23 protein-coding genes and 1 riboswitch are annotated in these 23,906 nt (G+C 70.5%); of the genes, 12 read left to right on the top strand and 11 right to left on the bottom strand.

Going from position 1 to position 23,906, the window contains the following annotated elements:
• Positions 1 to 141: 141 nt before the first annotated feature.
• Positions 142 to 1,140: an ATP-binding cassette domain-containing protein gene (locus OIE74_RS21545; RefSeq protein WP_329386127.1), complete on the top strand. Its 999-nt coding sequence runs from the start codon at positions 142 to 144 to the stop codon at positions 1,138 to 1,140.
• Positions 1,137 to 1,970, top strand: coding sequence for an ABC transporter permease (locus OIE74_RS21540; protein ID WP_329386124.1), 834 nt, complete (start codon positions 1,137 to 1,139; stop codon positions 1,968 to 1,970). The genes OIE74_RS21545 and OIE74_RS21540 overlap by 4 nt, the downstream gene beginning before the upstream one ends.
• Positions 1,971 to 2,124: 154 nt before the next feature.
• Here the strand turns inward: OIE74_RS21540 and groL are convergent, their stop codons facing one another.
• The 4 genes from groL to thrC all read right to left on the bottom strand — a co-directional run bounded on the left by groL (position 2,125) and on the right by thrC (position 6,314).
• Positions 2,125 to 3,750: a chaperonin GroEL gene (gene groL, locus OIE74_RS21535; protein WP_189110057.1), complete on the bottom strand. Its 1,626-nt coding sequence runs from the start codon at positions 3,748 to 3,750 to the stop codon at positions 2,125 to 2,127.
• Positions 3,751 to 4,077: 327 nt separating this feature from the next.
• Entirely contained in the window at positions 4,078 to 4,281 is a 204-nt protein-coding gene (locus tag OIE74_RS21530; protein WP_005315736.1) for a cold-shock protein, read from the bottom strand.
• A gap of 418 nt (positions 4,282 to 4,699) precedes the next feature.
• Entirely contained in the window at positions 4,700 to 4,975 is a 276-nt protein-coding gene (locus OIE74_RS21525) for a MoaD/ThiS family protein (protein WP_329386121.1), read from the bottom strand.
• A gap of 40 nt (positions 4,976 to 5,015) precedes the next feature.
• Positions 5,016 to 6,314: a threonine synthase gene (thrC, locus tag OIE74_RS21520; protein WP_329386119.1), complete on the bottom strand. Its 1,299-nt coding sequence runs from the start codon at positions 6,312 to 6,314 to the stop codon at positions 5,016 to 5,018.
• 15 nt (positions 6,315 to 6,329) lie between these two features.
• Positions 6,330 to 6,457: riboswitch (SAM riboswitch) on the bottom strand.
• A 117-nt stretch (positions 6,458 to 6,574) separates the two neighbouring features.
• Between thrC and OIE74_RS21515 the strand changes: the two genes are divergently transcribed.
• From OIE74_RS21515 to OIE74_RS21505, 3 genes are read left to right on the top strand one after another with little or no spacing between them, the layout of a single operon-like run.
• The gene (locus OIE74_RS21515; RefSeq protein ID WP_329386117.1) at positions 6,575 to 7,516 is read left to right on the top strand and encodes a glucosyl-3-phosphoglycerate synthase; all 942 of its coding nucleotides are present in this window, start codon (positions 6,575 to 6,577) and stop codon (positions 7,514 to 7,516) included.
• Between the two features lie 48 nt (positions 7,517 to 7,564).
• Positions 7,565 to 7,747 carry a hypothetical protein gene (locus OIE74_RS21510; RefSeq protein ID WP_329386115.1) on the top strand — a complete coding sequence of 61 codons (183 nt, stop codon included), beginning with the start codon at positions 7,565 to 7,567 and terminating at the stop codon, positions 7,745 to 7,747.
• 59 nt (positions 7,748 to 7,806) lie between these two features.
• Positions 7,807 to 9,243, top strand: a complete 1,437-nt coding sequence (locus tag OIE74_RS21505) for an alpha,alpha-trehalose-phosphate synthase (UDP-forming) (protein ID WP_329386113.1) — start codon at positions 7,807 to 7,809, stop codon at positions 9,241 to 9,243.
• A gap of 26 nt (positions 9,244 to 9,269) precedes the next feature.
• Here the strand turns inward: OIE74_RS21505 and otsB are convergent, their stop codons facing one another.
• From otsB to OIE74_RS21490, 3 genes are read right to left on the bottom strand one after another with little or no spacing between them, the layout of a single operon-like run.
• The gene (gene otsB, locus OIE74_RS21500) at positions 9,270 to 10,112 is read right to left on the bottom strand and encodes a trehalose-phosphatase (protein ID WP_329386111.1); all 843 of its coding nucleotides are present in this window, start codon (positions 10,110 to 10,112) and stop codon (positions 9,270 to 9,272) included.
• 49 nt (positions 10,113 to 10,161) lie between these two features.
• The gene (locus OIE74_RS21495) at positions 10,162 to 10,443 is read right to left on the bottom strand and encodes a DUF3263 domain-containing protein (RefSeq protein ID WP_329386109.1); all 282 of its coding nucleotides are present in this window, start codon (positions 10,441 to 10,443) and stop codon (positions 10,162 to 10,164) included.
• Between the two features lie 12 nt (positions 10,444 to 10,455).
• Positions 10,456 to 11,676, bottom strand: coding sequence for an extracellular solute-binding protein (locus OIE74_RS21490; protein ID WP_329392378.1), 1,221 nt, complete (start codon positions 11,674 to 11,676; stop codon positions 10,456 to 10,458).
• Between the two features lie 332 nt (positions 11,677 to 12,008).
• Here OIE74_RS21490 and OIE74_RS21485 point away from each other — a divergent pair, with 332 nt between their 5' ends.
• The 4 genes from OIE74_RS21485 (at position 12,009) to OIE74_RS21470 (ending at position 16,158) form a co-directional block, all read left to right on the top strand.
• Positions 12,009 to 12,902: an ROK family protein gene (locus OIE74_RS21485; protein WP_443076371.1), complete on the top strand. Its 894-nt coding sequence runs from the start codon at positions 12,009 to 12,011 to the stop codon at positions 12,900 to 12,902.
• Positions 12,902 to 14,089 (top strand): N-acetylglucosamine-6-phosphate deacetylase, encoded by a 1,188-nt coding sequence (gene nagA, locus OIE74_RS21480; RefSeq protein ID WP_329386105.1) that lies wholly within the window; start codon positions 12,902 to 12,904, stop codon positions 14,087 to 14,089. The genes OIE74_RS21485 and nagA overlap by 1 nt, the downstream gene beginning before the upstream one ends.
• 241 nt (positions 14,090 to 14,330) lie before the next feature.
• Positions 14,331 to 15,299 carry a 1-phosphofructokinase family hexose kinase gene (locus OIE74_RS21475; RefSeq protein WP_329386103.1) on the top strand — a complete coding sequence of 323 codons (969 nt, stop codon included), beginning with the start codon at positions 14,331 to 14,333 and terminating at the stop codon, positions 15,297 to 15,299.
• Positions 15,277 to 16,158: a class II fructose-bisphosphate aldolase gene (locus OIE74_RS21470; RefSeq protein WP_329386101.1), complete on the top strand. Its 882-nt coding sequence runs from the start codon at positions 15,277 to 15,279 to the stop codon at positions 16,156 to 16,158. The genes OIE74_RS21475 and OIE74_RS21470 overlap by 23 nt, the downstream gene beginning before the upstream one ends.
• A 40-nt stretch (positions 16,159 to 16,198) precedes the next feature.
• On the opposite strand, the gene OIE74_RS21465 is transcribed toward OIE74_RS21470, so the two are convergent.
• Both OIE74_RS21465 and cdgB read right to left on the bottom strand, forming a co-directional pair.
• Entirely contained in the window at positions 16,199 to 17,242 is a 1,044-nt protein-coding gene (locus tag OIE74_RS21465; RefSeq protein ID WP_329386099.1) for a carbohydrate-binding protein, read from the bottom strand.
• 196 nt (positions 17,243 to 17,438) lie between these two features.
• Positions 17,439 to 19,328: a diguanylate cyclase CdgB gene (gene cdgB / locus OIE74_RS21460; RefSeq protein WP_329386097.1), complete on the bottom strand. Its 1,890-nt coding sequence runs from the start codon at positions 19,326 to 19,328 to the stop codon at positions 17,439 to 17,441.
• Positions 19,329 to 19,755: 427 nt separating this feature from the next.
• Between cdgB and OIE74_RS21455 the strand changes: the two genes are divergently transcribed.
• Positions 19,756 to 20,337 carry a flavin reductase family protein gene (locus OIE74_RS21455; protein ID WP_329386095.1) on the top strand — a complete coding sequence of 194 codons (582 nt, stop codon included), beginning with the start codon at positions 19,756 to 19,758 and terminating at the stop codon, positions 20,335 to 20,337.
• A gap of 60 nt (positions 20,338 to 20,397) precedes the next feature.
• Here OIE74_RS21455 and arfB read toward each other — a convergent pair whose 3' ends face one another.
• Entirely contained in the window at positions 20,398 to 20,829 is a 432-nt protein-coding gene (gene arfB, locus OIE74_RS21450) for an alternative ribosome rescue aminoacyl-tRNA hydrolase ArfB (protein ID WP_329386093.1), read from the bottom strand.
• A gap of 146 nt (positions 20,830 to 20,975) precedes the next feature.
• On the opposite strand from arfB, the gene OIE74_RS21445 reads away from it, so the two are divergent.
• Entirely contained in the window at positions 20,976 to 21,551 is a 576-nt protein-coding gene (locus OIE74_RS21445) for a TerD family protein (RefSeq protein WP_329386091.1), read from the top strand.
• A 161-nt stretch (positions 21,552 to 21,712) separates the two neighbouring features.
• On the opposite strand, the gene OIE74_RS21440 is transcribed toward OIE74_RS21445, so the two are convergent.
• Positions 21,713 to 23,206 (bottom strand): M1 family metallopeptidase, encoded by a 1,494-nt coding sequence (locus tag OIE74_RS21440; protein ID WP_329386089.1) that lies wholly within the window; start codon positions 23,204 to 23,206, stop codon positions 21,713 to 21,715.
• Positions 23,207 to 23,386: 180 nt separating this feature from the next.
• Between OIE74_RS21440 and OIE74_RS21435 the strand changes: the two genes are divergently transcribed.
• The gene (locus OIE74_RS21435; protein WP_329386087.1) at positions 23,387 to 23,884 is read left to right on the top strand and encodes a hypothetical protein; all 498 of its coding nucleotides are present in this window, start codon (positions 23,387 to 23,389) and stop codon (positions 23,882 to 23,884) included.
• Positions 23,885 to 23,906: the final 22 nt, after the last annotated feature.

The raw sequence follows: 23,906 nt of genomic DNA, 5'->3' as shown, positions 1-23,906 counted from the left end.
AACCACGATGGCGCCATAATGACTCGATATGGCGCCACTCTTGTGCCATCATAATGACGCAAGCGCACCACGGCGCCAAACCCTGGCACCACCCCACGCCCACCAGCAGTCCCGATCCCCTCAATAGAAGGGCCCGCTCCCATGAACACCCCGACCACAGCGGCCGGCCCCACCCGCGCAGCCGCCATCTCCGCGCTCGGCCTGCGCAAGTCGTACGGCGACAAGGTCGTGCTCGACGGCATCGACCTGCGGATCCCCGAAGGCACGGTCTTCGCCCTCCTCGGCCCCAACGGGGCGGGCAAGACCACCACCGTGGAAATCCTCTCGACGCTGATCACCGCCGACTCGGGCGAGGCGCGGGTCGGCGGCCACGACGTGGCCGCCGACGCCGACTCCGTACGCGGCCAGATCGGCGTCACCGGCCAGTTCGCCGCCGTCGACGGCCTGCTGACCGCCGAGGAGAACCTGCTCCTGATGGCCGACCTGCACCACTTGAGCCGCGCCGAGGGCCGCCGCCGCGCCGCCGAACTCCTGGAGCGGTTCGAGCTGACCGAGGCGGCCCGCAAGAACGTCGCGACCTTCTCCGGCGGTATGCGCCGCAAGCTCGACCTCGCGATGACCCTGGTCGGCCGGCCGCGCGTCATCTTCCTCGACGAGCCGACCACCGGCCTCGACCCGCGCAGCCGCCGCGTCATGTGGGAGCTCATCCGGAACCTGGTCGCGGACCAGGGCGTGACCATCTTCCTCACCACGCAGTATCTGGACGAGGCCGATCAACTCGCCGACCGCATCGCGGTGCTGGACCACGGCAAGCTCGTCGCCGAGGGCACGTCGGAGGAGCTGAAGCGGCTGATCCCGGGCGGCCATGTCCGCCTCCAGTTCGCCGACGAGACCAACCTCGCCACCGCGGCCTCCGCCTTCGGCGTCGCCACCCGCGACGACGAGTCGCTCTCCCTCCAGATCCCCAGCAACGGCTCGATCGCCAATCTCCGCGCCCTGCTCGACATCCTCGACAGCACCGGGGTCCGGGCCGAGTCGCTCACCGTGCACACCCCCGACCTCGACGACGTCTTCCTCACCCTGACCGGCCACCAGAACGCCGACACCGTCCCCGCCGCCCGCAAGGAGTCGAACCGATGAGCACCGCCACCCTCACCCCGGCCAAGTCCGCGAAGACCGCCAGGTCCGCCCGCTCGTACGCGATGCGCGACTCCATGACGATGCTGCGCCGCAACATCAAGCACATGCGGCGCTACCCCTCGATGACCATCTCGATCCTCGTGATGCCGCTGCTGATGCTGCTGCTGTTCGTGTACGTCTTCGGCGGCGCCCTCGGCGCCGGTATCGGCGGGGGCGGCGACCGCGGCGACTACATCAACTACCTGGTACCCGGCATCATCCTGATGTCGGCGACCTCCGGGGCCGTCGCGACGGCCGTCTCCGTCTGCACCGACATGACCGAAGGGATCGTCAACCGCTTCCGTACGATGTCGATCTCCCGGGGTGCCATCCTCACCGGCCATGTCTTCGGCAGTGTCCTCCAGGTCGCCGCGGTGCTCTTCCTGATCACCGGCGTCTCCCTCGCGATCGGCTTCCGGCCCGACGCCTCGGCCGTCGAGTGGGTGGCCGCCATGGGCCTGCTGCTCTTCCTGGCCTTCGGCATGGCCTGGCTGTCCGCCGCGATGGGCATGGGCGCCAAGACCGTCGAGTCCGCGAGCAACGCCCCGCTGCCGCTGACCTTCCTGCCCTTCCTCGGCAGCGCGGTCGTCCCGCCGGAGTCCATGCCGACCGCCCTGCGCTGGTTCGCCGAGTACCAGCCCTTCACCCCGATCAACGAGACCCTGCGCGGTCTGTTCTTCGGCACCGGGATCGGCAACGACGGCTGGATCGCGCTCGCCTGGTGCACCGGCCTCGCCCTGCTCGGCTACTTCTGGTCCCGCGCGGTCTTCAACCGCGAGCTCCGGCGCTGAACGCGCGGAGTGCGCTGCGGCCGATCAGCCCGCTGCTGAGCCCGCCGAACGCCCGAGGGCGGCACCCCCCTTTCCAGGGAGTGCCGCCCTCGGTCCGTACAAGCACGTACGGGAAGCGCGTACCGCTACGCCATGAACCGCCGATCCGTCAGGATCAGAAGTCCATGTCACCGCCCGGCATGCCGCCCGGCGCGCCGCCGGCGGCGGCCTTCTCCGGCTTGTCGGCGATGACGGCCTCGGTGGTGAGGAACAGCGCCGCGATGGACGCCGCGTTCTGCAGGGCGGAACGCGTGACCTTCGCGGGGTCGATGATGCCTTCGGCGATCATGTCGACGTACTCGCCGGTCGCGGCGTTCAGGCCGTGACCGATCTTGAGGTTGCGGACCTTCTCGACGATGACGCCACCCTCAAGACCCGCGTTGACCGCGATCTGCTTGAGCGGGGCCTCCAGCGCGAGCTTGACGGCAGCGGCGCCCGTCGCCTCGTCGCCTTCGAGCTCCAGCTTCTCGAACACCGAGGAAGCCTGGAGCAGAGCCACGCCACCACCGGCGACGATGCCCTCCTCGACGGCGGCCTTGGCGTTGCGCACCGCGTCCTCGATGCGGTGCTTGCGCTCCTTGAGCTCGACCTCGGTCGCGGCGCCGGCCTTGATGACGGCCACGCCGCCGGCCAGCTTCGCGAGACGCTCCTGGAGCTTCTCGCGGTCGTAGTCCGAGTCCGAGTTCTCGATCTCGGCACGGATCTGGTTCACGCGGCCGGCGACCTGCTCGCTGTCACCGGCACCGTCGACGATGGTGGTCTCGTCCTTGGTGATGACGACCTTGCGGGCGCGGCCCAACAGGTCGAGACCGGCGTTCTCCAGCTTGAGGCCGACCTCCTCGGAGATGACCGTGCCGCCGGTGAGGATGGCGATGTCGTTCAGCATCGCCTTGCGGCGGTCACCGAAGCCCGGGGCCTTGACGGCGACGGACTTGAAGGTGCCCTTGATCTTGTTGACGACGAGCGTGGACAGCGCCTCGCCCTCGACGTCCTCGGCGATGATCAGCAGCGGCTTGCCCGACTGGATGACCTTCTCCAGGAGCGGCAGGACGTCCTTGACGTTGCCGATCTTGGAGTTGACGATCAGGATGTACGGGTCGTCGAGCGACGCCTCCATACGCTCCATGTCGGTGGCGAAGTACGCCGAGATGTAGCCCTTGTCGAAGCGCATGCCCTCGGTGAGCTCAAGCTCAAGACCGAAGGTCTGCGACTCCTCGACGGTGATGACGCCTTCCTTGCCGACCTTGTCCATCGCCTCGGCGATGAGCTCGCCGATCTGGGTGTCGGCGGCGGAGATGGAGGCCGTCGAAGCGATCTGCTCCTTGGTCTCCACGTCCTTGGCCTGCTCAAGGAGGGCACCGGAGACGGCCTCGATGGCCTTCTCGATACCGCGCTTGAGGGCCATCGGGTTGGCGCCGGCGGCCACGTTGCGCAGGCCCTCGCGGACCAGGGCCTGGGCCAGGACGGTCGCGGTGGTCGTACCGTCACCGGCGACGTCGTCCGTCTTCTTGGCGACTTCCTTGACCAGCTCGGCGCCGATCTTCTCGTACGGGTCCTCGAGCTCGATCTCCTTGGCGATGGAAACACCATCGTTGGTGATCGTGGGGGCGCCCCACTTCTTCTCGAGGACGACGTTTCGGCCCTTGGGGCCAAGGGTTACCTTGACGGCGTCGGCGAGCTGGTTCATCCCGCGCTCGAGACCGCGCCGTGCCTCCTCGTCGAACGCGATGATCTTGGCCATGTGAAGTGGTCCTCCCGGACAGGGGGTGGATTGCTCCGGACCGTGTCCGCGCCCGCGACGGACGGCCGAAGAGCCTTGCGGTTCCTTGCCCCACAGGCTCTCGGGCCTCGCTGACCCGGTCCATAAGTTGTCACTCTCACCTGCAGAGTGCTAACGCCAATGATTAGCACTCGACCCCCTTGAGTGCAAGCGACTCCCGAGCGGCGCACCCCCTGACCCCGCGCGCACAGCCCCGCGCGCGGACCGCGCACGCACGAGGGGCCCGCATCCCCTCTTGGGATGCGAGCCCCTCGTGTGTGAGTGCGTCGTTGGCCGATCGCGCCGGAATCAGACGGCGAGCTTGACCATGTCCGCCTGCGGACCCTTCTGGCCCTGCGAGATCTCGAACTCAACTCGCTGACCTTCTTCAAGGGTGCGGTAACCGTCCATCTGGATCGCGCTGTAGTGGACGAAAACATCCGCACCACCGTCGACCGCGATGAAGCCGTAGCCCTTCTCCGCGTTGAACCACTTGACGGTGCCCTGAGCCATGCCCAACTCCCCTATTACTGGCCCCTGCGCGGGACCGCACTTCGCGCCGGAACGCGTCGACCGCGGCTGAATGTATCTGCCCAACTGCCCTCTGCAACAGGTCAATCGGACGAGAATTATGGGCATGCCACAACACGCAAAGAGGTGAAATGCCGGGCTACCAGGGGCAAGTCGGGCCGGGCAAAGCGCAAGGAACCGCGCAAACAGCGTCCACACTTTGACCGCATCTTGTCGCGAACTCATATGCACGGGGCACGGTCGCGACACCGGCGGCGGCGGGGCTACCCCAACTCTATCGCGTTCAACCTCATGGAATTGCCCCCTCCACTTCTCTCGCGGAGGGGGCAACACCGTTCACTGTGCGTGCCGTTCGGCCGGGCGCTGCCGTTCGGCCGGGTGCCGCTGTCCGGCCCGTCGCTCAGCCGCCGGCGACCGCCGGGATGATCGAGATCCCCACGCCGTCCGGGGTGGCGGTCTCCAGGCCCTGCTCGAAGCGGACGTCGTCGTCGTTCACGTACACGTTGACGAATCGCCGGAGCTTGCCCTGGTCGTCCAGGACACGGGCGGCGATGCCCGGGTGGTTCGACTCCAGGGACTCGATGACCTGGGAGAGGGTCGTGCCCTCGGCCGGAACCTCGGCCTTTCCGCCGGTGTACGTACGGAGGATGGTGGGGATACGGACGTTCACGCTCATCGGTTTCTGCCTTCCGGGGAGTAGCGGCTTCTTGAGGGGCTCAACGGCTCGAACGCGCCAGGCCGGCGGCGCGGAACGCGTCGAGGCTCGGCGGAATCGTCGCGGTCGGCCCCGTCGTCGGCGCGACGGCGTCCAGCGTCTTGAGCCCGTCACCCGTGTTCAGTACGACCGTCGTGAGCGCCGGGTCGAGCAGCCCCGTCTCGATGAGCTTGCGCGTCACGCCCACGGTCACCCCGCCCGCCGTCTCGGCGAAGATCCCCTCGGTGCGCGCGAGCAGCTTGATCGCGTCCACGACCTGCTCGTCGTTCACGTCCTCGACGGCGCCGCCCGTGCGGCGGGCGATGTCCAGGACGTACGGGCCGTCGGCCGGGTTGCCGATCGCCAGTGACTTGGCGATGGTGTTCGGCTTCTGCGGCCGTACGACATCGTGGCCCGCCTTGAAGGCGACCGAGACCGGAGAACAGCCCTCGGCCTGCGCGCCGAAGATCTTGTACGGCTTCTCCTCGACCAGGCCGAGCGCGATCAGCTCCTTGAGCCCCTTGTCGATCTTCGTCAGCTGCGAGCCGGACGCGACGGGGATGACGAGCTGGTCGGGCAGCTCCCAGCCGAGCTGCTCGCAGATCTCGTACGCGAGGGTCTTGGAGCCCTCGCCGTAGTACGGGCGGAGGTTGACGTTGACGAAGCCCCAGCCCTCGCCCAGCGGGTCCCCGATGAGCTCGGAGCAGAAGCGGTTGACGTCGTCGTAGTTGCCCTCGATACCGACGAGTTCGCCGCCGTAGATCGCGGCCATGACGACCTTGCCCTGCTCCAGGTCGTGCGGGATGAAGACACAGGAGCGGAGGCCGGCACGGGCCGCGGCGGCGCCGACGGCGCCGGCGAGGTTGCCGGTGGAGGAGCAGGAGAGCGTGGTGAAGCCGAAGGCGCGGGCGGCCTCGACGGCGATGGCGACGACGCGGTCCTTGAAGGAGTGCGTCGGGTTCCCGGAGTCGTCCTTCACGTACAGGCCGCCGGTGACACCCAGCTCACGGGCGAGGTTGTCGGCCTTGACGAGCTTGGTGAAGCCGGGGTTGATGTTCGGCTTCGACGCGACGTCGGCGGGGACGGGCAGCAGCGGCGCGTAGCGCCAGATGTTGTCGGGACCCGCGGCGATTCGCTTCTTCAGGTCTTCGGGGTCGCCCGTCGGCAGGTCGTAGGCTACTTCGAGGGGGCCGAAACAGCTCTGACAGGCGAAGATCGGGCCGAGCTCGAAGCGCTCCCCGCATTCGCGGCACGAGAGGGCGGCGGCGGGTCCGAGGTCGACAGTGCCGGAAGTGTTCTGCTGGACGGTCTGCACAGCCATGAAGGCGAGGCCCTTTCCTCATCTTCCTCGCGACGCATCTCGCCGCGAGACGGAATTGGCACCTTCCCCACCGTGACCTCGCGGTCGGCGGGAGGGTTGCCGGGGCTTCAACGGGCCGTTCCCTCTGCCCCTCTGGATGAGCGGTATTCGATTATCGGCGTCCTGACCCCCGACATGCGACGGTCATTCGCGTTGTTCAAGACTGTAACCGAACCCCTGGACGGTTGAGACCCTCGTCCGATCCGCGAGATGGAGATCACGTGCTGCGAGAAGTGGAGCGCTGGCTGGCCCGGCGGTCCTGGCCTGCGGCAGAGCGGCCGGTCGACCGGCTGGCCACCGCCAAGCAGGGAGCGCGGGTCAGCGTGGTGCTCCCGGCCCTGAACGAGGAGGCGACGGTCGGCCCGATCGTGTCGGTGATCCGGCGTGAACTGATGGCGGGCCCGGCGCCGCTCGTCGACGAACTGGTCGTGATCGACTCGGGCTCGACCGACCGTACGGGAGAGTTCGCGGCGGCGGCCGGGGCTCGCGTGGTGCACCGGGACGACATACTGCCGAGGCTGCCGGCCGTGCCCGGCAAGGGCGAGGTGCTGTGGCGCTCGCTGCTGGTGACGAGCGGCGACATCGTCTGTTTCGTGGACGCGGATCTGAGGGATTTCTCGGCGCGGTTCGTGTCGGGGACGGTGGGGCCGCTGCTCACCGATCCGGACGTGCAGTTCGTGAAGGCGATGTACGACCGCCCGCTCGGCGACGAGCCGGGGCAGGGCGGCCGGGTGACGGAGCTGGTGGCGCGTCCGCTGCTGAATCTGCACTGGCCGCTGCTGGCGGGCTTCGTGCAGCCGCTGGGCGGTGAGTACGCGGTACGGCGCTCGCTGCTGGAGCGGCTGCCGTTCCCCGTGGGGTACGGGGTGGAACTGGGGCTGCTGGTGGACGCGCTGCACACGGTGGGGCTCGACGCGCTCGGCCAGGTCGACGTCGGGGTGCGCAGGCACCGGCACCAGGACGGGCAGGCGCTGGGGCGGATGGCGGCGGCGATCTACCGGACGGCGCAGCTGCGGCTGTCGCGGGGGCATCTGGTGCGGCCGGAGCTGACGCAGTTCGAGCGGGGCGAGGGGGGCTTCGAGGCGCGTACGTACGCGGTGGACACCGAGGAGCGGCCGCCGATGCGGGAGATCGCGGAGTACGCGGCGCGCCGCGCGGCCTAGCCGTTCGGTTCGTATGATCTAAGTATCGATTTGCCTATATTGCCCGGTATGTCGATGACTGTGATGAGCGCGATGCCCGCGACGACCGCGACGACCGCGATGAGCGCGATGGCCGTTTCGGCCCTGACCTCTGAACAACTCTGGTTGTTGGGTGGCATGGCCCTCGCCCTCGTCGGCGCGGGGGTGGTGGCGCTGGCGGCAGTCCATGGGAGGGGCAGGGGCCGTGGCTGATCCACGCCGACCTGAAACCGTACGTTTGAGCGTTTCCGCGAAGGGCTAGGTTTCGCCACATGGTCTCCGAGATGGTCCCCGAGCCGCCCGCCCAGGTCCTTGTCGCGTCCAATCGCGGTCCCGTCTCGTACAAGCTCGGTGAGGACGGCGCCCTGACCGCCGGGCGCGGCGGCGGAGGCCTTGTCTCCGGCCTCTCGGCCATCGGCCCCGACACGAACGCCGTGTGGGTCTGCGCGGCCCTCGGCGACGGCGACCGCGAGGCGGTCCGGCGCACCGGCGGCCGGCTGGACACCGCCGACACGGGCGGACAGCGCGTCAGGATGCTCGGGATCCCGCCGGAGGTGTACGCGGACGCGTACAACGGCGTCGCGAACTCCACGCTCTGGTTCGTCCACCACCTGCTCTTCCAGACACCGCTGGAGCCGGCCTTCGGCAGCGGGTTCCGGGCGCAGTGGGCGTCGTACGAGGCGTACAACCGCGCGTTCGCGGAGGCCCTGGCCGACGAGGCGGGCGACGGCGCGGCCGTCCTGATCCAGGACTACCACCTGGCCCTGGTGCCCGGCATGCTGCGGGCGCTCCGCCCCGACCTGCGGATCGGGCACTTCTCGCACACGCCGTGGGCGCCGGTGGACTACTTCCGGCTGCTGCCCGACGACGTCGCGCGCCAGCTGCTGCGCGGCATCCTCGGCGCGGACCGCGCCGCGTTCCTGACCCACCGCTGGGCCGACGCGTTCACCGCGTGCTGTACGGAGCTGCTGGGCGGTACGGGCAAGACACGGATCGGCGTGCACGGTCTGGGCGCCGACGCGGACTTCCTGCGCGAGCGCGCGAACCGGCCCGACGTGGACGAGCGCCTCGCCGAGCTCCGCGAGCAGATCGGCGGGACCGCCGACGCGCCCCGCAGGACGATCGTGCGCGTGGACCGCACGGAGCTGTCGAAGAACATCGTGCGCGGCCTGCTCGCGTACCGGCAGCTGCTGACCGACCGGCCGGAGTGGCGCGAGCGGGTCACGCACGTGGCGTTCGCCTATCCGTCCCGGCAGGACCTCGCGGTCTACCGCGACTACACGGCGCGGGTCCAGGAAGTGGCCGACGAGATCAACTCCGAGTTCGGGACGCCCGGTTGGACACCGGTGGTGCTGCACGTCAAGGACGACTTCGCGCGCTCGCTCGCCGCGTACCGCCTGGCGGACGTGGCGCTGGTCAACCCGATCCGCGACGGCATGAACCTGGTCGCGAAGGAGATCCCGGTCGTCTCCGAGAACGGCTGCGCGCTGGTGCTGTCGCGGGAGGCGGGCGCGTACGAGGAGCTGGGCGAGGACGCGCTGGTGGTGAACCCGTACGACGTGACGGCCACGGCGGCGGCGCTGCACGAGGCCCTGACGATGGACGACGACGACCGCACGGCACGCACGAAGCGCCTGGCCGCCGCTGCGACGGCACTGCCGCCGCAGCGGTGGTTCCTGGACCAGCTGGACGCGCTGGTGAGCGGCTGAGCGCGCTCGGGGGCGGCTACCGCCCGTCAGAGGCGGGCCGCCACCGACGCGAGGAAACCGACCAGCGCGCCAGGGCCCGGCAGCACCAGGTCGGCCTGCCCGGCGAGTTCGGGGACGTCCCCCGTACCGCTGCACAGCAGCAGACCCGGACGGCCCTGTGCGCGCAGGGCGTTGACCGCGGCGAAGGCCGGGAGGTCGCCCAGGTCGTCACCGCCGTAGACGACCGTCTCGGCGCCGACCTCGCGGACGTACTCCTGAAGGGCCACGCCCTTGTCCACGCCGGGCGGGCGCAACTCCAGGACCATGCGGCCCGGTTCGAGCACCAGGCCGTGCCGGGCCGCCAGGTCTGCGAGGGGTCCGCGCAGGGCGTCGAAGGCCCCTTGCGGGTCGGCGGCCCTGCGGGTGTGGACGGCGACCGCCTGGCCCTTCTCCTCGATCCACGTACCGCTCCAGGACGCGAACTGTTCGAGGAGCCCCGGGAGTTCGTCACGGGCGGCTGCGACCCCGGGGTGCGGCGGCGGAGCGGTCACGGTGCCGCTGACCGCGTCCCAGCGCTCGGCGCCGTAGTGGCCGAGGACCACGAGGTGTTCCAGGCCCGGTACGCCGGCGAAGCCGCCGTACCGCACCGCGACAGCGGCCGGGCGGCCGGTGATCACCGCGACGGAGGCGACGTGCGGGGCGAGGGCGACGAGCGCGGGGACCGCGCCGGGGTGGGCGCGGGCGCTCTCGGGGTCGGGGACGATGTCGGCGAGCGTGCCGTCGAAGTCGAGCGCGACGACGGCTTTCCCGGGCCGGGCGAGAAGCGCGGCCAGGCCTTCGGCGCCGGCGGAGGTGACGGGGGTCGGCAGGGGGTGCGAGTGGCTGCCCATGCTCCGAGCCTATCCGCGCGGGGCCGCCGGGGGCGGCGAAAGACACCGCTCAGCGGCGGGCGCGGCGGGCGTCCCTGATCCGGCGCAGGCGGTTGACGGTCACCGGGTCGTGAGCGAGGGCCAGCGGATCGTCGATGAGCACGCCCAGCAGCTGGTAGTAGCGGGTCGGCGAGATGCCCAGCCGCTCCCGGATGTCGCGCTCCTTGGCGCCGGGGCCGGGCCACGAGCGGGCCTCCACGGCGAGGACCGCCCGGTCCCGCTCGGTCAGTTCGGGCTCGGGCTGCGGCTGCGGCTGGGGCTGCGGCTGCGGCTGGGGAGTAGGCGCGGTCATAGGGCTGACACGCTACTCGGACTTCTCCGCCGTGGTCGCGTCCCGGCCGATCCTCGCCAGGATCTCGGAGGGCACCGCGCCGGGCTGCACCGCCTTGCCGATGTTCTTCTTGATGTCCTCGCTGACACCCGCCCACGACGTCTTGCCGAACGGATACAGCTCCGAGGTGGGCAGCGCCTCCAGGAACTTCCGCAGCTCCTTGTGCTCGCTGTCCGCCACCATCGTCTCGGACGCGCTGTAGGTGACGGGCAGGAGGTCGTACTGCCCGACGAAGTCCATCACGTTCTTGTCCTCGAAGGTGAAGTCGAGGAATCTGCCGGCCTCTTTACGGTGCCCGGCCTGCTTGAAGGCCATGATCCAGTCGGCGACACCCATCGTGGACTTGGACTTGCCGGTGGCGCCCGGCAGCGGCACCATCCCGACCTGGACGCCGGCCTTCTCGGCCTCCTGCATCATCGTCGGGTGCCCGTTGAGCATGCCGACCTTGCCGCTGGTGAACGCCTTGAAGGCGTCGGCGCGGTCCAGTTCACCGGGCGGTACGGGACCGGTGAGGCCCTTGCCGACCAACTCCGTCCGGAGCCATTCGAAGGTCTTGATGTTCGGCTCGGAGTCGAGCGCGTACGAGTCGTCGACCGTGTCCGTGTAGCCGCCGCCACCGCTGAGCATCCACATCATGGTCTCGGCCTGTGCCTCCTCGGCGCCGAGCGGGAGGGCGAACGGGGTCGGTACGCCCTGCTCCTTGAGCGCCTCGGCGTCCGACTTGATGTCGGCCCAGTTCTGCGGCGCCGAGAGACCGGCCTCCGCGAAGAGGCCCTTGTTGTAGAAGAGCAGCCGGGTGCTGGCGACGAACGGCATTCCGTACTGGGTCTGTTCGACCTTTCCGGCGTCGGCGAAGCGGGAGAGGAAGTTCGCCTGGGTGGGGATGGAGAGCAGCTCGTCCGCGCTGTAGAGCTCTTCCTTCTTCACGTAGTCGGCGTAGGCGCCGATCTGCGCGATGTCGGGGGCCTCGCCCTCCCTGACCATCTTCGCCACATCGGCGTCGACGGTCTTCCAGGAACGGACATCGATGTCGACCTTGATGCCCGGGTTGTCGGCCTCGAACTCCTTGGCCAGGCTGTTCCAGTACTTCTCCGAGCTGTTGGCGGGGCTGTTGCCGTAGTCCGCCGCGACGACTTTCAGGGTGATGTCACCTGATCCGCCGGAGCTGCCGCAGCCGCTCAGCGCCATTGTCATGCCCAGTGCGGCTATCGCCGCGGAAGTCTTGAGGAAGCGCTGCTGCACAGCCTTTTCCCACCCTTGTTTTCGCTCGGCCGTCTGCACGGCGTTTCCCACCCAGTCGGTCCCCCGTGACGTCCTGCGTTGACGAGCTGCGATTTTCCACGATGCGCTGCCGGAGGTCTACGCCGGCCTTGTATCGCTTCGGCAACTTCTTTGCCAGAAGGGTTTGATGAAGGCTTTGTATGGACTGGCAACAATCCACCACAGTGGACTAGACCTTTCCCGGGTTTTCGCGCGAGAATGCGCTTGTGAGACACGTCATCGCCCTGGATGTGGGCGGCACCGGAATGAAGGCCGCCCTGGTCGGGACGGACGGCGCGCTGCTGTACGAGGCGCGCCGGGCCACCGGCAGGGAGCGCGGCCCCGACGCGATCGTCGAGTCCATCCTCGGCTTCGCGGCGGATCTGCGCGCCCATGGCATCGAGCACTTCGGCGAGAGCGCGGTCGCCTCCGGGGTCGCGGTACCGGGCATCGTCGACGCCGAGCGCGGCACAGCTGTGTACGCGGCGAACCTCGGCTGGCGTGACGTACCGCTGCGGGATCTGCTCTGCGCGCGCCTCGGCGGCGTACCGGTCGCCCTCGGGCACGACGTACGCACCGGCGGGCTCGCCGAGGGGCGGATCGGCGCGGGCAGGGGCGCGGACCGGTTCTTCTTCGTACCGCTCGGCACCGGTATCGCGGGCGCCATCGGCATCGACGGCACCATCGAGGCCGGCGCGCACGGCTACGCGGGTGAGATCGGGCATGTCGTGGTCCGGCCCGACGGACCCGTGTGCGGCTGCGGGCAGACCGGCTGCATGGAGACCATCGCGTCGGCGGCGGCCGTGACCCGGGCATGGGCCGCGGCCAGCGGCGATCCCGAGGCGGACGCGGCCGACTGCGCGAAGGCGGTGGCCTCCGGCGACCCGAGGGCCGTGGCGGTCTGGGCGGACGCGGTCGACGCGCTCGCCGCCGGGCTGGTCACCGCGCTCACCCTGCTCGACCCCCGAAGGCTGATCATCGGTGGCGGTCTCGCCGAGGCCGGGGAAACGTTGTTCACACCCCTGAGGGCCGCGGTCGAGGAGCGGGTCACGTTCCAGAAGCTGCCCGAGATCGTCCCGGCGGCCCTCGGGGACACCGCCGGATGCCTGGGCGCGGGCCTGCTCGCCTGGGATCTACTCTCCACGGAGGTATCCGCCTGATGGCCGCACGCGCCGAAAGCACTGTTCTCGCCGGCGCCCGGGTGGTGCTGCCGACCGGGGTGGTGGAGAACGGACGGGTGAGAGTCGAGGGCGGACGGATCACCGAGGCGGGACCGACGGGCTCCGTGAGCGGGGCGGGCTCCGTAGAAGGAGACGCCGGGGCGCTCGATCTGCGCGGTCATTGGGTGGTGCCCGGCTTCGTCGACATGCACAACCACGGCGGCGGCGGCGCGTCCTTCACCTCGGGCGACGCGGACGCAGTCCTCAAGGGCGTGCGTACGCACCAGGAACACGGCACCACCACGCTCGTCGCCTCCACGGTCACCGGCGAGATGGACTTCCTGGCCCAGCGCGCCGGATTCCTCTCCGAACTGGTCGAGCAGGGCGACCTCGCCGGTATCCACTTCGAGGGCCCGTTCATCTCGCCGTGCCGCAAGGGCGCGCACAGCGAGGAGCTGCTGCGCGACCCCGACCCGGCCGAGGTGCGCAAGCTCCTCGACGCGTCCCGCGGCACGGCCAGGATGGTGACCCTCGCCACCGAACTGCCGGGCGGCATCGACTCCGTACGGCTGCTGGCCGAGCACGGCGTGATCGCCGCGATCGGGCACACGGACGCGACGTACGAGCAGACCGTCGAGGCCATCGAGGCGGGCGCGACCGTCGCGACGCACCTGTTCAACGCGATGCCGCCGCTCGGCCACCGCGCGCCGGGACCGATCGCCGCGCTGATGGAGGACGAGCGGATCACCGTCGAGCTGATCAACGACGGCACGCATCTGCATCCGGCGGCGCTGGAGCTGGCGTTCCACCGGGCGGGCGCGGACCGGGTCGCCTTCATCACGGACGCGATGGACGCGGCCGGTTTCGGCGACGGGGTCTACCAGCTCGGCCCGCTGGAGGTCGAGGTCAAGGACGGCGTCGCGCGGCTCGCCGTGGGCGGGTCGATCGCGGGCTCGACGCTCACCCTGGACACGGCGTTCAGACGCGCGGTGACGGTCGACCGGCTGCCGGTCGCCGACATCGTGCGCGCGATCTCCGCGAACCCGGCGAAGCTGCTGGGCGTGTACGACCGGGTGGGCTCACTGGAACCGGGCAAGGACGCCGACCTGGTGATCCTGGACGGCGACTTCACGGTCGCCGGGGTGCTGCGCCGGGGCGAATGGGTGGTCAAGCCCCAGCTGGGCTAGGGGGTGCCCGGAAAGAGAGCGCGCGTGCCGGCGAGTCATCGGCCGCTCCGCAGCGGGCGCGCGGGCCGGACGGGACTTTCCAGGTCCAGGGCCGGTGCGCCGTGCGTCTCGTCGGGAGCTCGCGCGAGTGTTCGGGGGCGGCCCCTCCTCCGGACGCTTCGCGTTTGGCATGATCAGGTCCGGAACGGAGCGGGCAGGCGGGCCCGCTCCCCCGACGTATCCCGGAGGGAGGGCAAGGCGCATGATCCTCACCGTCACCCTCAACACCGCCCTCGACATCACCTACCGGACCCCCGCACTGACCCCGCACACCACCAACCGCGTCGCCGAGGTCTCCGAGCGGCCCGGCGGCAAGGGCGTCAACGTCGCCCGTGTGCTGTCGGCGCTCGGCCACGAGACCGTCGTGACCGGATTCGCCGGCGGCCGGACGGGGGACGCGGTGCGCGAACTGCTCGCCGCCGACGGCCCGACCGACGCTCTCGTGGCCATCGAGGGCACCACACGCCGCACCATCGCCGTCGTGGACGAGGCGACCGGCGACACGACGCAGCTGAACGAGCCCGGCCCGACCGTCACACCCGCCGAGTGGGCCGCGTTCCTCGCCTCCTACGAAGGGCTCGTCGCCCGCGCCGACGCCGTGGCGCTCTGCGGCAGCCTGCCGCCCGGCATCCACGTCGGCGCGTACGCCGAACTGGTCCGCGCCGCGCGGGCGGCCGGGCGGCCCGTCCTGCTCGACACCAGCGGCGAACCGCTGCGCCGGGGCATCGCCGCCCGCCCCGACCTCGTGAAGCCCAACGCCGACGAACTCGCGCAGCTCACCGGCTCGCGCGAGCCGGTCCGCGCGACCCGTGACGCGCGCAGGCGCGGCGGCCGGGCCGTGATCGCCTCGCTCGGGGCCGCCGGGATGTTCGCCGCGACGGCGGACGGCGCGTGGCGGGCGACGCCGCCGAGGACCGTGCGGGGCAACCCGACGGGCGCGGGCGACTCGGTGGTGGCGGGGCTGCTGTCGGGTCTGGTGGAGGAGCTGCCGTGGCCCGAGCGGCTCACAAGGGCGGTCGCGCTGTCGACGGCGACGGTCCTCGCACCGGCGGCGGGCGAGTTCGACCGGGAGGCGTACGCGGACCTGTTGCGACAGGTCGAAGTGACCGAAGTGACCGAGCAGTCCGAGCAGCCGGGACAGGGGCCGCATGCCACTCGTCAGCACCGCTGAACTCGTCTCGGCAGCCGCGGCCGGTACGGCTTCGCCCGCCGGAGCGGGCCAACGCCCGTACGGCATCGCCGCGTTCAACGTCATCACGCTGGAGCACGCCGAGGCCATCGCCGCCGGCGCCGAACGCGCGGGCCGCCCAGCGATCCTCCAGATCTCCGAGAACGCGGTGAAGTTCCACGGCGGCCGGCTGACGGCCGTCGCCGCCGCCACCGCCGCCGTCGCGCGCGCCTCGGACGCCCCGCTCGCGCTCCACCTCGACCACGTCGAATCGGCGGAGCTGCTGCGCGCGGCCGACGGCGAGGGCTTCGGCTCGGTGATGTTCGACGCGTCGAGACTGGCCTACGACGAGAACGTCGCCGCCACGGCGGAGGCGGTCGCCTGGGGCCACGCGCGCGGCATCTGGGTCGAGGCGGAGCTGGGCAAGGTCGGTGGCAAGGACGGCGAGCCCGCGCTTGGCGCCCACGCGCCCGGCGTCCGTACGGACCCGGCCGAGGCCGCCGCGTACGTACGCGCCACGGGCGTCGACGCGCTGGCCGTCGCTGTCGGCTCCTCGCACGCGATGACCGACCGCACGGCGGCCCTGGACCACGACCTGATCGGCGCGCTGCGCCGGGCCGTCCCCGTACCGCTGGTGCTGCACGGCTCGTCGGGCGTCCCCGACGCGGAGATCCGGCGGGCGGTCGCGGCGGGCATGGTCAAGATCAACGTCGGTACGGCGCTGAACACGGCCTTCACGGGCGCGGTCCGCGCCTTCCTGGAGGCCGACCCGAGCACGGTCGACCCCCGGAAATACCTCGTCCCGGCTCGCGAGGCGATGACCGGGACGGTGGCGGCGTTCCTGAAGGTGATCGCCGGATGAGCCGGGGCGCCGCCGGGGCGCGGGCTCACCGGCGCGGGGCTCAGCCCTTCGACTGGCCCTGCTCCAGCGAGACCTGGTCGAGGATGGCCTCGCACTTGTCGCCCGCCTCGCACGAGAGCTTCAGCGTGTTGCTGCCCTTGTCGAGGTTGACGTAGGCGTAGGTGGTGGTCCAGCCCTTCTCCCAGTCGCCCTCCTTCGCCTTGGCGAAGTTGGACATGTTCACCGAGCGGGGCTTCTCGTCGTTGATCGTGAGCGACGTCTTGGCGTCCTTGCCCGGCACGCCGTACGTGATGAAGAGCGTGTACTGACCGGCCTCGGGCAGGTCGACCGTCCAACTGGCGGACCCGCCGGGCCCGTTGAACGTCACATACGCACCGTCCGCGCCCTTCGCACCGGGGATGTCCTTCGCCAGCACCGCCGGCGCCCCGAGCTTGAGCGTCGCCGCGTCCTGCTTCGGCAGCTCGACCGACTTGTCCTCATCGGGGTCCTGGTTGCCGGGTTCCTCGCTGGGAGCCGCGGACTCGCCCGTGGTCGGCCCGTCCGTCGGACCGCCGTCGGCGTTCTTGCTGTCGTCATCGCCGTTGGTGAGCAGCGCCGCCGTGATTCCGATCACGACGACCGCCACCACGGCGACCGCGCCGATGAGCAGGCCCTTCGTGTTGGGCCCGCCGCCGCTGCCCCGGCCGCCACCGCGCTGGGCGGGAACCGTACGGGTCTGGGCACCGCCGGTCTCGGGCGCCGCGTAGTGCGCGTCGGGTGCCTGGCCGTAGGGGGACTGACCGTACGGTGCCTGGCCGTTCGGCGCCTGCTGGCCGTACGGCTGCTGGCCCTGCTGCGGTCCTCCGTACTGAGGCTGCTGTCCGTAGGGACCCTGCTGCGGGACCTGGCCGTACTGGCGCTCGCCGACCGTCCTGACCTGGTTGTACGACGTTCTCGGCACACCTGGCTGGGAGGCGGGACCGGGGTAGCCGTAGCCGCCGCGCCGGGCCTGCGCACCGTTCGCCGCCGTCTGTCCGTCCTCGTACAGATAGCCGAACGGATCGTCGTCCTCGGGTGTACTCGCGCCGTTGTTCCCGGCCGTCATCCCTGGGTCACTCCTTACCATCTCGCCAGCGTCGCCGACCGGCCGAGCCTACCTCGATTGGGCAAGCATACGGACGGGCCTTGACGGGAGTGGGCGGTTGCCCGTTCCCACGATGAACTTCCGGGGACATCGGTGGACAGCGGTGATCCGCCGTACAGAGAGATAGGACACGGCGGGCCCCGGCACACCGCCGACGTTATCCCGCCCGGCGGTGGACCTTGCTCCGCGAGCGCTTCTCGATGTACATCCGCTGGTCAGCGGATTTGAGCACTTCCTCGACCGTCATGCCGCAACTCGCCCAGCCGATACCGAAGCTGGCGCCCACGCGGACCGCCCTGCCGTCCACCCTGATCGGCGGGATGATCGCGTTCCGCAGCCGAACCGCCAGGTCAGCGGCGTCCGTCGCCCCAAGGCCGTCGGCCAGGACGACGAACTCGTCACCGCCGAGGCGCGCGACGGTGTCGCCGTCCCGCACCCCCGTGTTCAGCCTGCGGGCGACTTCGATGAGGACGGCGTCGCCGGTGTTATGGCCGAAACGGTCATTGATCGACTTGAAACCGTCCAGGTCGCAGAAGAGGACGGCGAGACCCTTGCTGCCGTCGTCGGGGTCGGCGCCCGGCGCGACGGTGTGCACGTGGTGGTCGAGCGGCGCGACTCCGGAGGACCGGTCGAAGCCGTCTCCGTGGAAGGAGCGCTCGCCGGATGGGTCCGCACCGTACGGCTCATAGGGCTCGTACGGTTCGTAGGCCTCGTACGGCTCATAGCCTTCGTAGCCGGCGCCGGCCGGGGGCTGGCCGTAGCCGGCGGCGGGCACGGGCGCGTAGGAGGCGCCGCTGGTGCCGTTGTAGGCCGCGGGACCGGAGCCGTACGGGACGACGCCTCCGTAAGAGGCCTCGTCGTAGCCGCCGTTGCCGTTGCCCGCGTTGGGGTCGTACGCGGCGTCGTAACCGCCGAACGCCTTGTCAACGGTCTGTACGGCCGTCTCCCGCACCGAGATCGCGTTGGGCCGCTCACAGAGACGCGCGCTGAGGCGGGCGCGCAGCTCGGCGCTGTTGGGCAGCCCGGTCAGGGAGTCGTGCGAGGCGCGGTGCGCGAGCTGGAGCTCGTTGCGCTTGCGCTCCTCGATGTCCTCGACATGGGTGAGGAGGAAGCGGGGGCCGTCGGTGGTGTCGGCGACGACGGAGTTGCGCAGCGACACCCACACATAGGTGTTGTCCCGCCGCGCGAGGCGCAGTTCGGCGCGCCCGCCCTCGGCGGAGGTACGGAGCAGGGTGCCGATGTCCTCGGGGTGGACGAGGTCGGAGAAGGAGTAGCGGCGGATCGCGGAGGCGGAGCGGCCGAGCAGCCGGCAGAGCGCGTCGTTCGTCCGCAGCAGCCTGCCGTGCTGGTCCCCGCCCATCTCGGCGATGGCCATACCGCTGGGCGCGTACTCGAAGGCCTGCCGGAAGGACTCCTCGCTGGCGCGCAGCGCCTGCTGCTCACGCTCAAGCCGGACCAGCGCGCGCTGCATGTTTGCTCTGAGGCGGGCGTTGCTTATCGCAATGGCGGCCTGGGAGGCGTACATCTGGAGCGCCTCACGGCCCCAGGGGCCCGGACGGCGTCCGCCGCGCGGCCGGTCGACGGATATGACCCCGAGGAGCTCACGTCCGCCCCCAGAGGCGTACATCGGCGCGTAGAGGCGGTCCTGGGGGTGCCACTCGTCCTCGAAGCGCGGATCGGGTCCCTCGGTGTACCACTGGGGAACGTCGTCCTCCAGCAGGATCCAGCCCTCGGTGTGGGGGATGTACCGCAGCTCGCCCCAGCTCTCGCCCATGCTGAGCCGGCGTTCCCAGGAGGCGCGCGCGCCGACGCGGCCGGTGATCAGCGCTTCGGCGGATGCGTTGCCGGAGAAGGCCGCGACGACCAGGTCACCGTCGGGCTGTACGAGATTGACGCAGGCCAGCTCGTAGCCCAGACCCTTGACTATGCCGTCGGCAACCGTCTGCAAGGTGTCGGCCAGGCTGCGCGCGGTGTTGAGCTCGCCGACAACGTCGTGCAGCTGCCGCAGGGTCGCAAGGCGGACGTACGGCTCCGACTCGGTCTCCATCGTTCGCTCTCCCCGAGACCTCGACAGCAACTCCAGAATTCTCATCGGCTCGCTTGATGCGGTATCCCGGCCACTGAATCACAGCGAGCTGTGCAGTCGGTACACAGGGTCAACAATTCCTGGGCCCTGTGAGCCAAGTCACATGAGAGGCAGGAGAGTTGGGTGGGAGCGTGGGAGCGCTCCAGAGGTTTCATGAACGCAAATATCGAGGTCGGAGGACGTACGGCGGGGGCGGGAGCGGGGATGAGGCGGGGGCGGTACGGGGGCGGGTCAGGGGCGCACGAAGGGGGCGCATCGAGGGTCCACACGACGGCGCGCGGTCGCGGCGAAGCCCGCCGACGCGGTGCCGGATCCGGCCGGGACCTAGGTCCTGGCTGGTCCTGTGGCCCGATGCGGGTATGCCACCGCCGGGGCTAGCGTGGACGACGTGCTGCAGAAGACAACCGCCCCCGGTACCGAGGCCGTCCCTACCGAGGCCGTCCCCCATCCTGAGGAAGTGAGTAATGACGAGTTCCGTGCCGCGCTCTCCCGGCTGGCCGCCGGGGTGGTGCTGGTCACCGCGTACGACCCGGACGACGGCCCGAACGGCGCGGACGCGGGGATGACGGCCACGGCCTTCATGTCCGTGTCCCTGGACCCACCTCTGGTGGTGGTGAGCCTGCGCACCGGCTCCCGGATGGACGACCTGCTGGACGAGCAGCCGATGTGGGCGGCGTCGATGCTCTCCGAGAAGCAGGTGCAGATCGCGGGCCGCTTCTCCATGAAGGGCCGGATCAGTGACCGGCTGCTCTTCGAGGACATCTCCTACCGACGTGGCGAGGTGAGCGGGGCGCCGCTGATCGACGGGGCGCTGACGGTGCTGGAGTGCCGTACGGAACAGCGGATCGTGACCGGCGACCACACGCTGGTGGTGGGGCGGGTGCTGACGGCGTCGGTGCCGGGCGGGACCGGGGACGCGGGGCCGCTGACGTACTTCCGGGGGAAATACCGGCAGTTGGGGAAGAGCTGAGCGGGAACTGCCGCTGAGGGCGGGGGCTACTTCGGCTGCGGGTGTGGCCGGGGACAGGACCTAGGACCAATCCCGGCCGTTGCGCCCGCGCTTCGTCTCCGCGCGCTGCTTCTTCTGGCGCAGCCTGCGCTCGTTGATGCCGCGCGGGATCTTCGTGGCCCGGCGCGGCCGGGGCGGCGGTGCCGTCGCCTCCGCGAGGAGCGAGGCCATCCGGACCATGGCCGTCTCACGGTTGCGCCACTGCGAACGGTGTTCGGACGCCCGTACGGTCACGACGCCGCCCACCAGTCGGCTCGCGAGCCGCTCCAGCGCCCGCTCCTTCCACACCTGAGGCAGCGCCTCCGTCTTACCGAGGTCGAAGCGCAGCTCCACCTGCGAGTCGCTGGTGTTGACGTGCTGCCCGCCCGGTCCCGACGAGCGCGAGAAACGCCACATGAGCTCGGCCTCGGGAAGCGAGACGGAGCCGCGGATGACGTGCGGGGAACCGGACATGTGTCCATGGTCCCGTGTCCGCACAGACAAATCAAAGGCGTTAAGGAACCTCTGAGTCCTCTGTCTGCGTTATGCGGGGTGACGGTAGCTTCGGAGCCGATCGAAGCCCGCACCAGAGTTCGTAGACAACGAAAGGGACCATCCCCATGGCTGTAAGCCTGTCCAAGGGCGGCAACGTCTCGCTGACCAAGGAGGCACCGGGCCTGACAGCCGTCACGGTCGGCCTCGGCTGGGACGTCCGCTCCACCACCGGTACGGACTTCGACCTCGACGCCTCGGCGATCGCGGTCAACCCCACCGGGAAGGTCGTCTCCGACGGTCACTTCGTCTTCTTCAACAACAAGTCGACGCCGGACCAGACCATCGTCCACACCGGTGACAACCGCACCGGCGAGGGCGCGGGCGACGACGAGGCGATCAACGTCAACCTGGCGGGTCTGCCCGCCGACGTCGACAAGATCGTCTTCCCCGTCTCGATCTACGACGCGGAGACCCGCAGCCAGAACTTCGGCCAGGTCCGCAACGCGTACATCCGCATCGTCAACCAGGCGGGTGGCGCCGAGATCGCGCGCTACGACCTGAGCGAGGACGCCGCCACCGAGACCGCGATGGTCTTCGGTGAGCTGTACCGCAACGGGGCCGAGTGGAAGTTCCGCGCGGTCGGCCAGGGTTACGCCTCCGGCCTGTCGGGCATCGCCACGGACTTCGGCGTCAACCTCTGAGTCACCGACGTCCCGGCCGGTGACCGAGTGGGTTCGCCGGCCGTGTGAGTGCGAAGGGCCTCCGGCTGCGGCCGGGGGCCTTTGGCCTGTCTTGGCCTGTCTTGGCGTTGTCTTTCGCGTGCCTTTGGCGTGCGGCAGCGGCCGGAGCGGTCCGCAGCGCGTCAGTCGCCCGGTCGCGGCGGTTTCTCGGAGCCGTACAGCCAGGTGTCCCAGAGAGCCGTCAGATCGCGGTCCGTCCGCTTCTGGGCGAAGGCGGTGAAGTCGGCGGTGGACGCGTTGCCGTGCCGGTACGTCCGCGCCCAGCCGCGTACGAGCGCGAAGAACTCGTCGTCGCCGACCGCCCGCCGGAGCTGATGCAGCACCATCGCGCCGCGCCCGTAGACCGGCCGCCCCAAGAGCTGGGCGGCGTTCGGCGGCCTGGCCGGCGGGAAGCCCCAGTTCTCCGGGTCGTCGTACGCCCGGTTGAAGCTGGTCTTCGCCGGGACCTCGTTCATGGACTCGGCCCAGAGCCACTCCGCGTATTCCGCGAAGCCCTCGTTGAGCCACATGTCCCGCCAGGACTTGGGGGTCACGGAGTTGCCGAACCACTGGTGGGCCAGCTCGTGGACAAGGATCTCGACCCCGTTGGGGCCGGGCAGGAACGGCCTGTTCTGGGTCTCCAGGTTGTAGTCGGCGTCCTCGGGACGCCCGATGATCACGCCGGCGGAGGAGAACGGATAGGGGCCGAAGGTCTTCTCGCCCCACTCGATGACCGCCGGAATCCGCTTGCGCAGACTCTCGCCCGCGTCGGCCACGGCCGGATCGACGGCGGTGTGGATCTGGATGCCGGCCCGGCTCGACGTGCGCGAGCGGAAGGTCTTGGTCCGGTACGGGCCGACGGCGACCGTCGCGAGATAGCTCGCCATCGGTTCGGCACAGTGCCAACTGAAGGCGGTACGGCCGCCGGCCGTCCGCTCCCTTGTCAACTCGCCGTTGGAGATGGCCTGTTGGCCCTTCGGCACGGTGACCTTGATGTCGTACGCCGCCTTGTCGCTCGGATGATGGTTGCCGGGGAACCAGGCCATCGAACCCCTCGGCTCGCCCAGCGCGACGGAACGCTTCCCCGAACGCAGCCAGCCCTCCCGTACCCCGTCGCCGTCGAGCATGGTCCGCGGGACACCGGAGTAGCGGACGACCGTATGGAAAGTGGCACCGCGCCCGATGGCCGTGTGCGGCACCAGCGTCAGCTCCGCGTCGGCGCGCCGTACCCGGGCCGGCTCGCCGTCGACGGTCACGCGGCCGACGGTCAGCCCGGCGAGGTCGAGGTTGAACGAGCTGAGCCGTTGCCCGGCACGGGCGGTGATCCGGGCGGTGGCGTCGAGGCGGCCGGTGGTGGGGGTGTAGTCGAGGGTCAGGCCGTAGTGCGTGACGTCGTAACCGCCGTTGCCGAGCTCGGGGAAGTACGGGTCACCGAGGCCGGCGGCGCCCGGAGTGGCGGGACCGGACGGGCCGGCCGGCTCGCTCTGTCCCTCGCAGGCCGTGAGGCCGCCGAGGACGGGGGCGAGGATCAGAAGGGCGGCGGCGAGGGGGGTGGCGGTGCGGGGGGCGGCGGCGGTGCGGTGCGGGCGCCGCGCGGGTGGGCGCTGCTGCCGGCGCGGGCTCTGGTCCTGGTGCACGCGGTGATCGTAGGCCGCGCCCGCCCCGCTCCCCGGCGGGCGGAAACTCGTCCGCGCGGCGCGGTGTCACTGCGGCGCCGTGCTCTCGACGGCACTGTGCTCACCGTGGCGCCGTGCTCACCATGGCGCCGTGCTCCCCACCGCGCCGGGGCAGCGCGGCGCCGTGACACCATCGGGTGCGTGCTTGACATCGGCTACTCCCTCTCCCGTCGCTTCCCCGATCCTCCGCAGACCGACTACCGCAACGCCGACGTCCGGACCCTGCGGCACGATCTCTTCTGCGGGGACGTGTATCTGGCCGACACCAAGGCCGACCGTGAGGTGTCCACCGGCTGGGGATGGGTACCGGTGCTCGACTTCGCCTGGGCGCTGTGCGACATCGTGGAGCAGCTGGACCGCGACCCGCGCGGCAACCGGTCGGCCCACCGCCAGTACGCCGAGCTGGACTTCACCGAATCGACCGACCGCCTGCTCTTCGAGCGGCGGTTCGGCTGGGTGGACGTGACCGCCGACTGGATGCCGGCCGACGAGGCCCCGCTCACCTTCGGGCACCGGCTGCTGCGCCGCGAGGCGCGCGACTTCCTGAACGATCTGCTGGCCGATCTCGGTGACATGCACGAGGGGCTGATGGACAACCCGATGATCTGGGATGTCCAGGCCCGCTTCCCCCGCGTCTGACCGCCCCTTCGCATTCCGAGTC

Origin of the sequence: Streptomyces sp. NBC_01716, from assembly GCF_036248275.1 — a bacterium.
Classification (GTDB): domain Bacteria; phylum Actinomycetota; class Actinomycetes; order Streptomycetales; family Streptomycetaceae; genus Streptomyces.
Note: the sequence above shows the minus strand (reverse complement) of the source record. Positions and strands in the feature narration are given on the sequence as shown.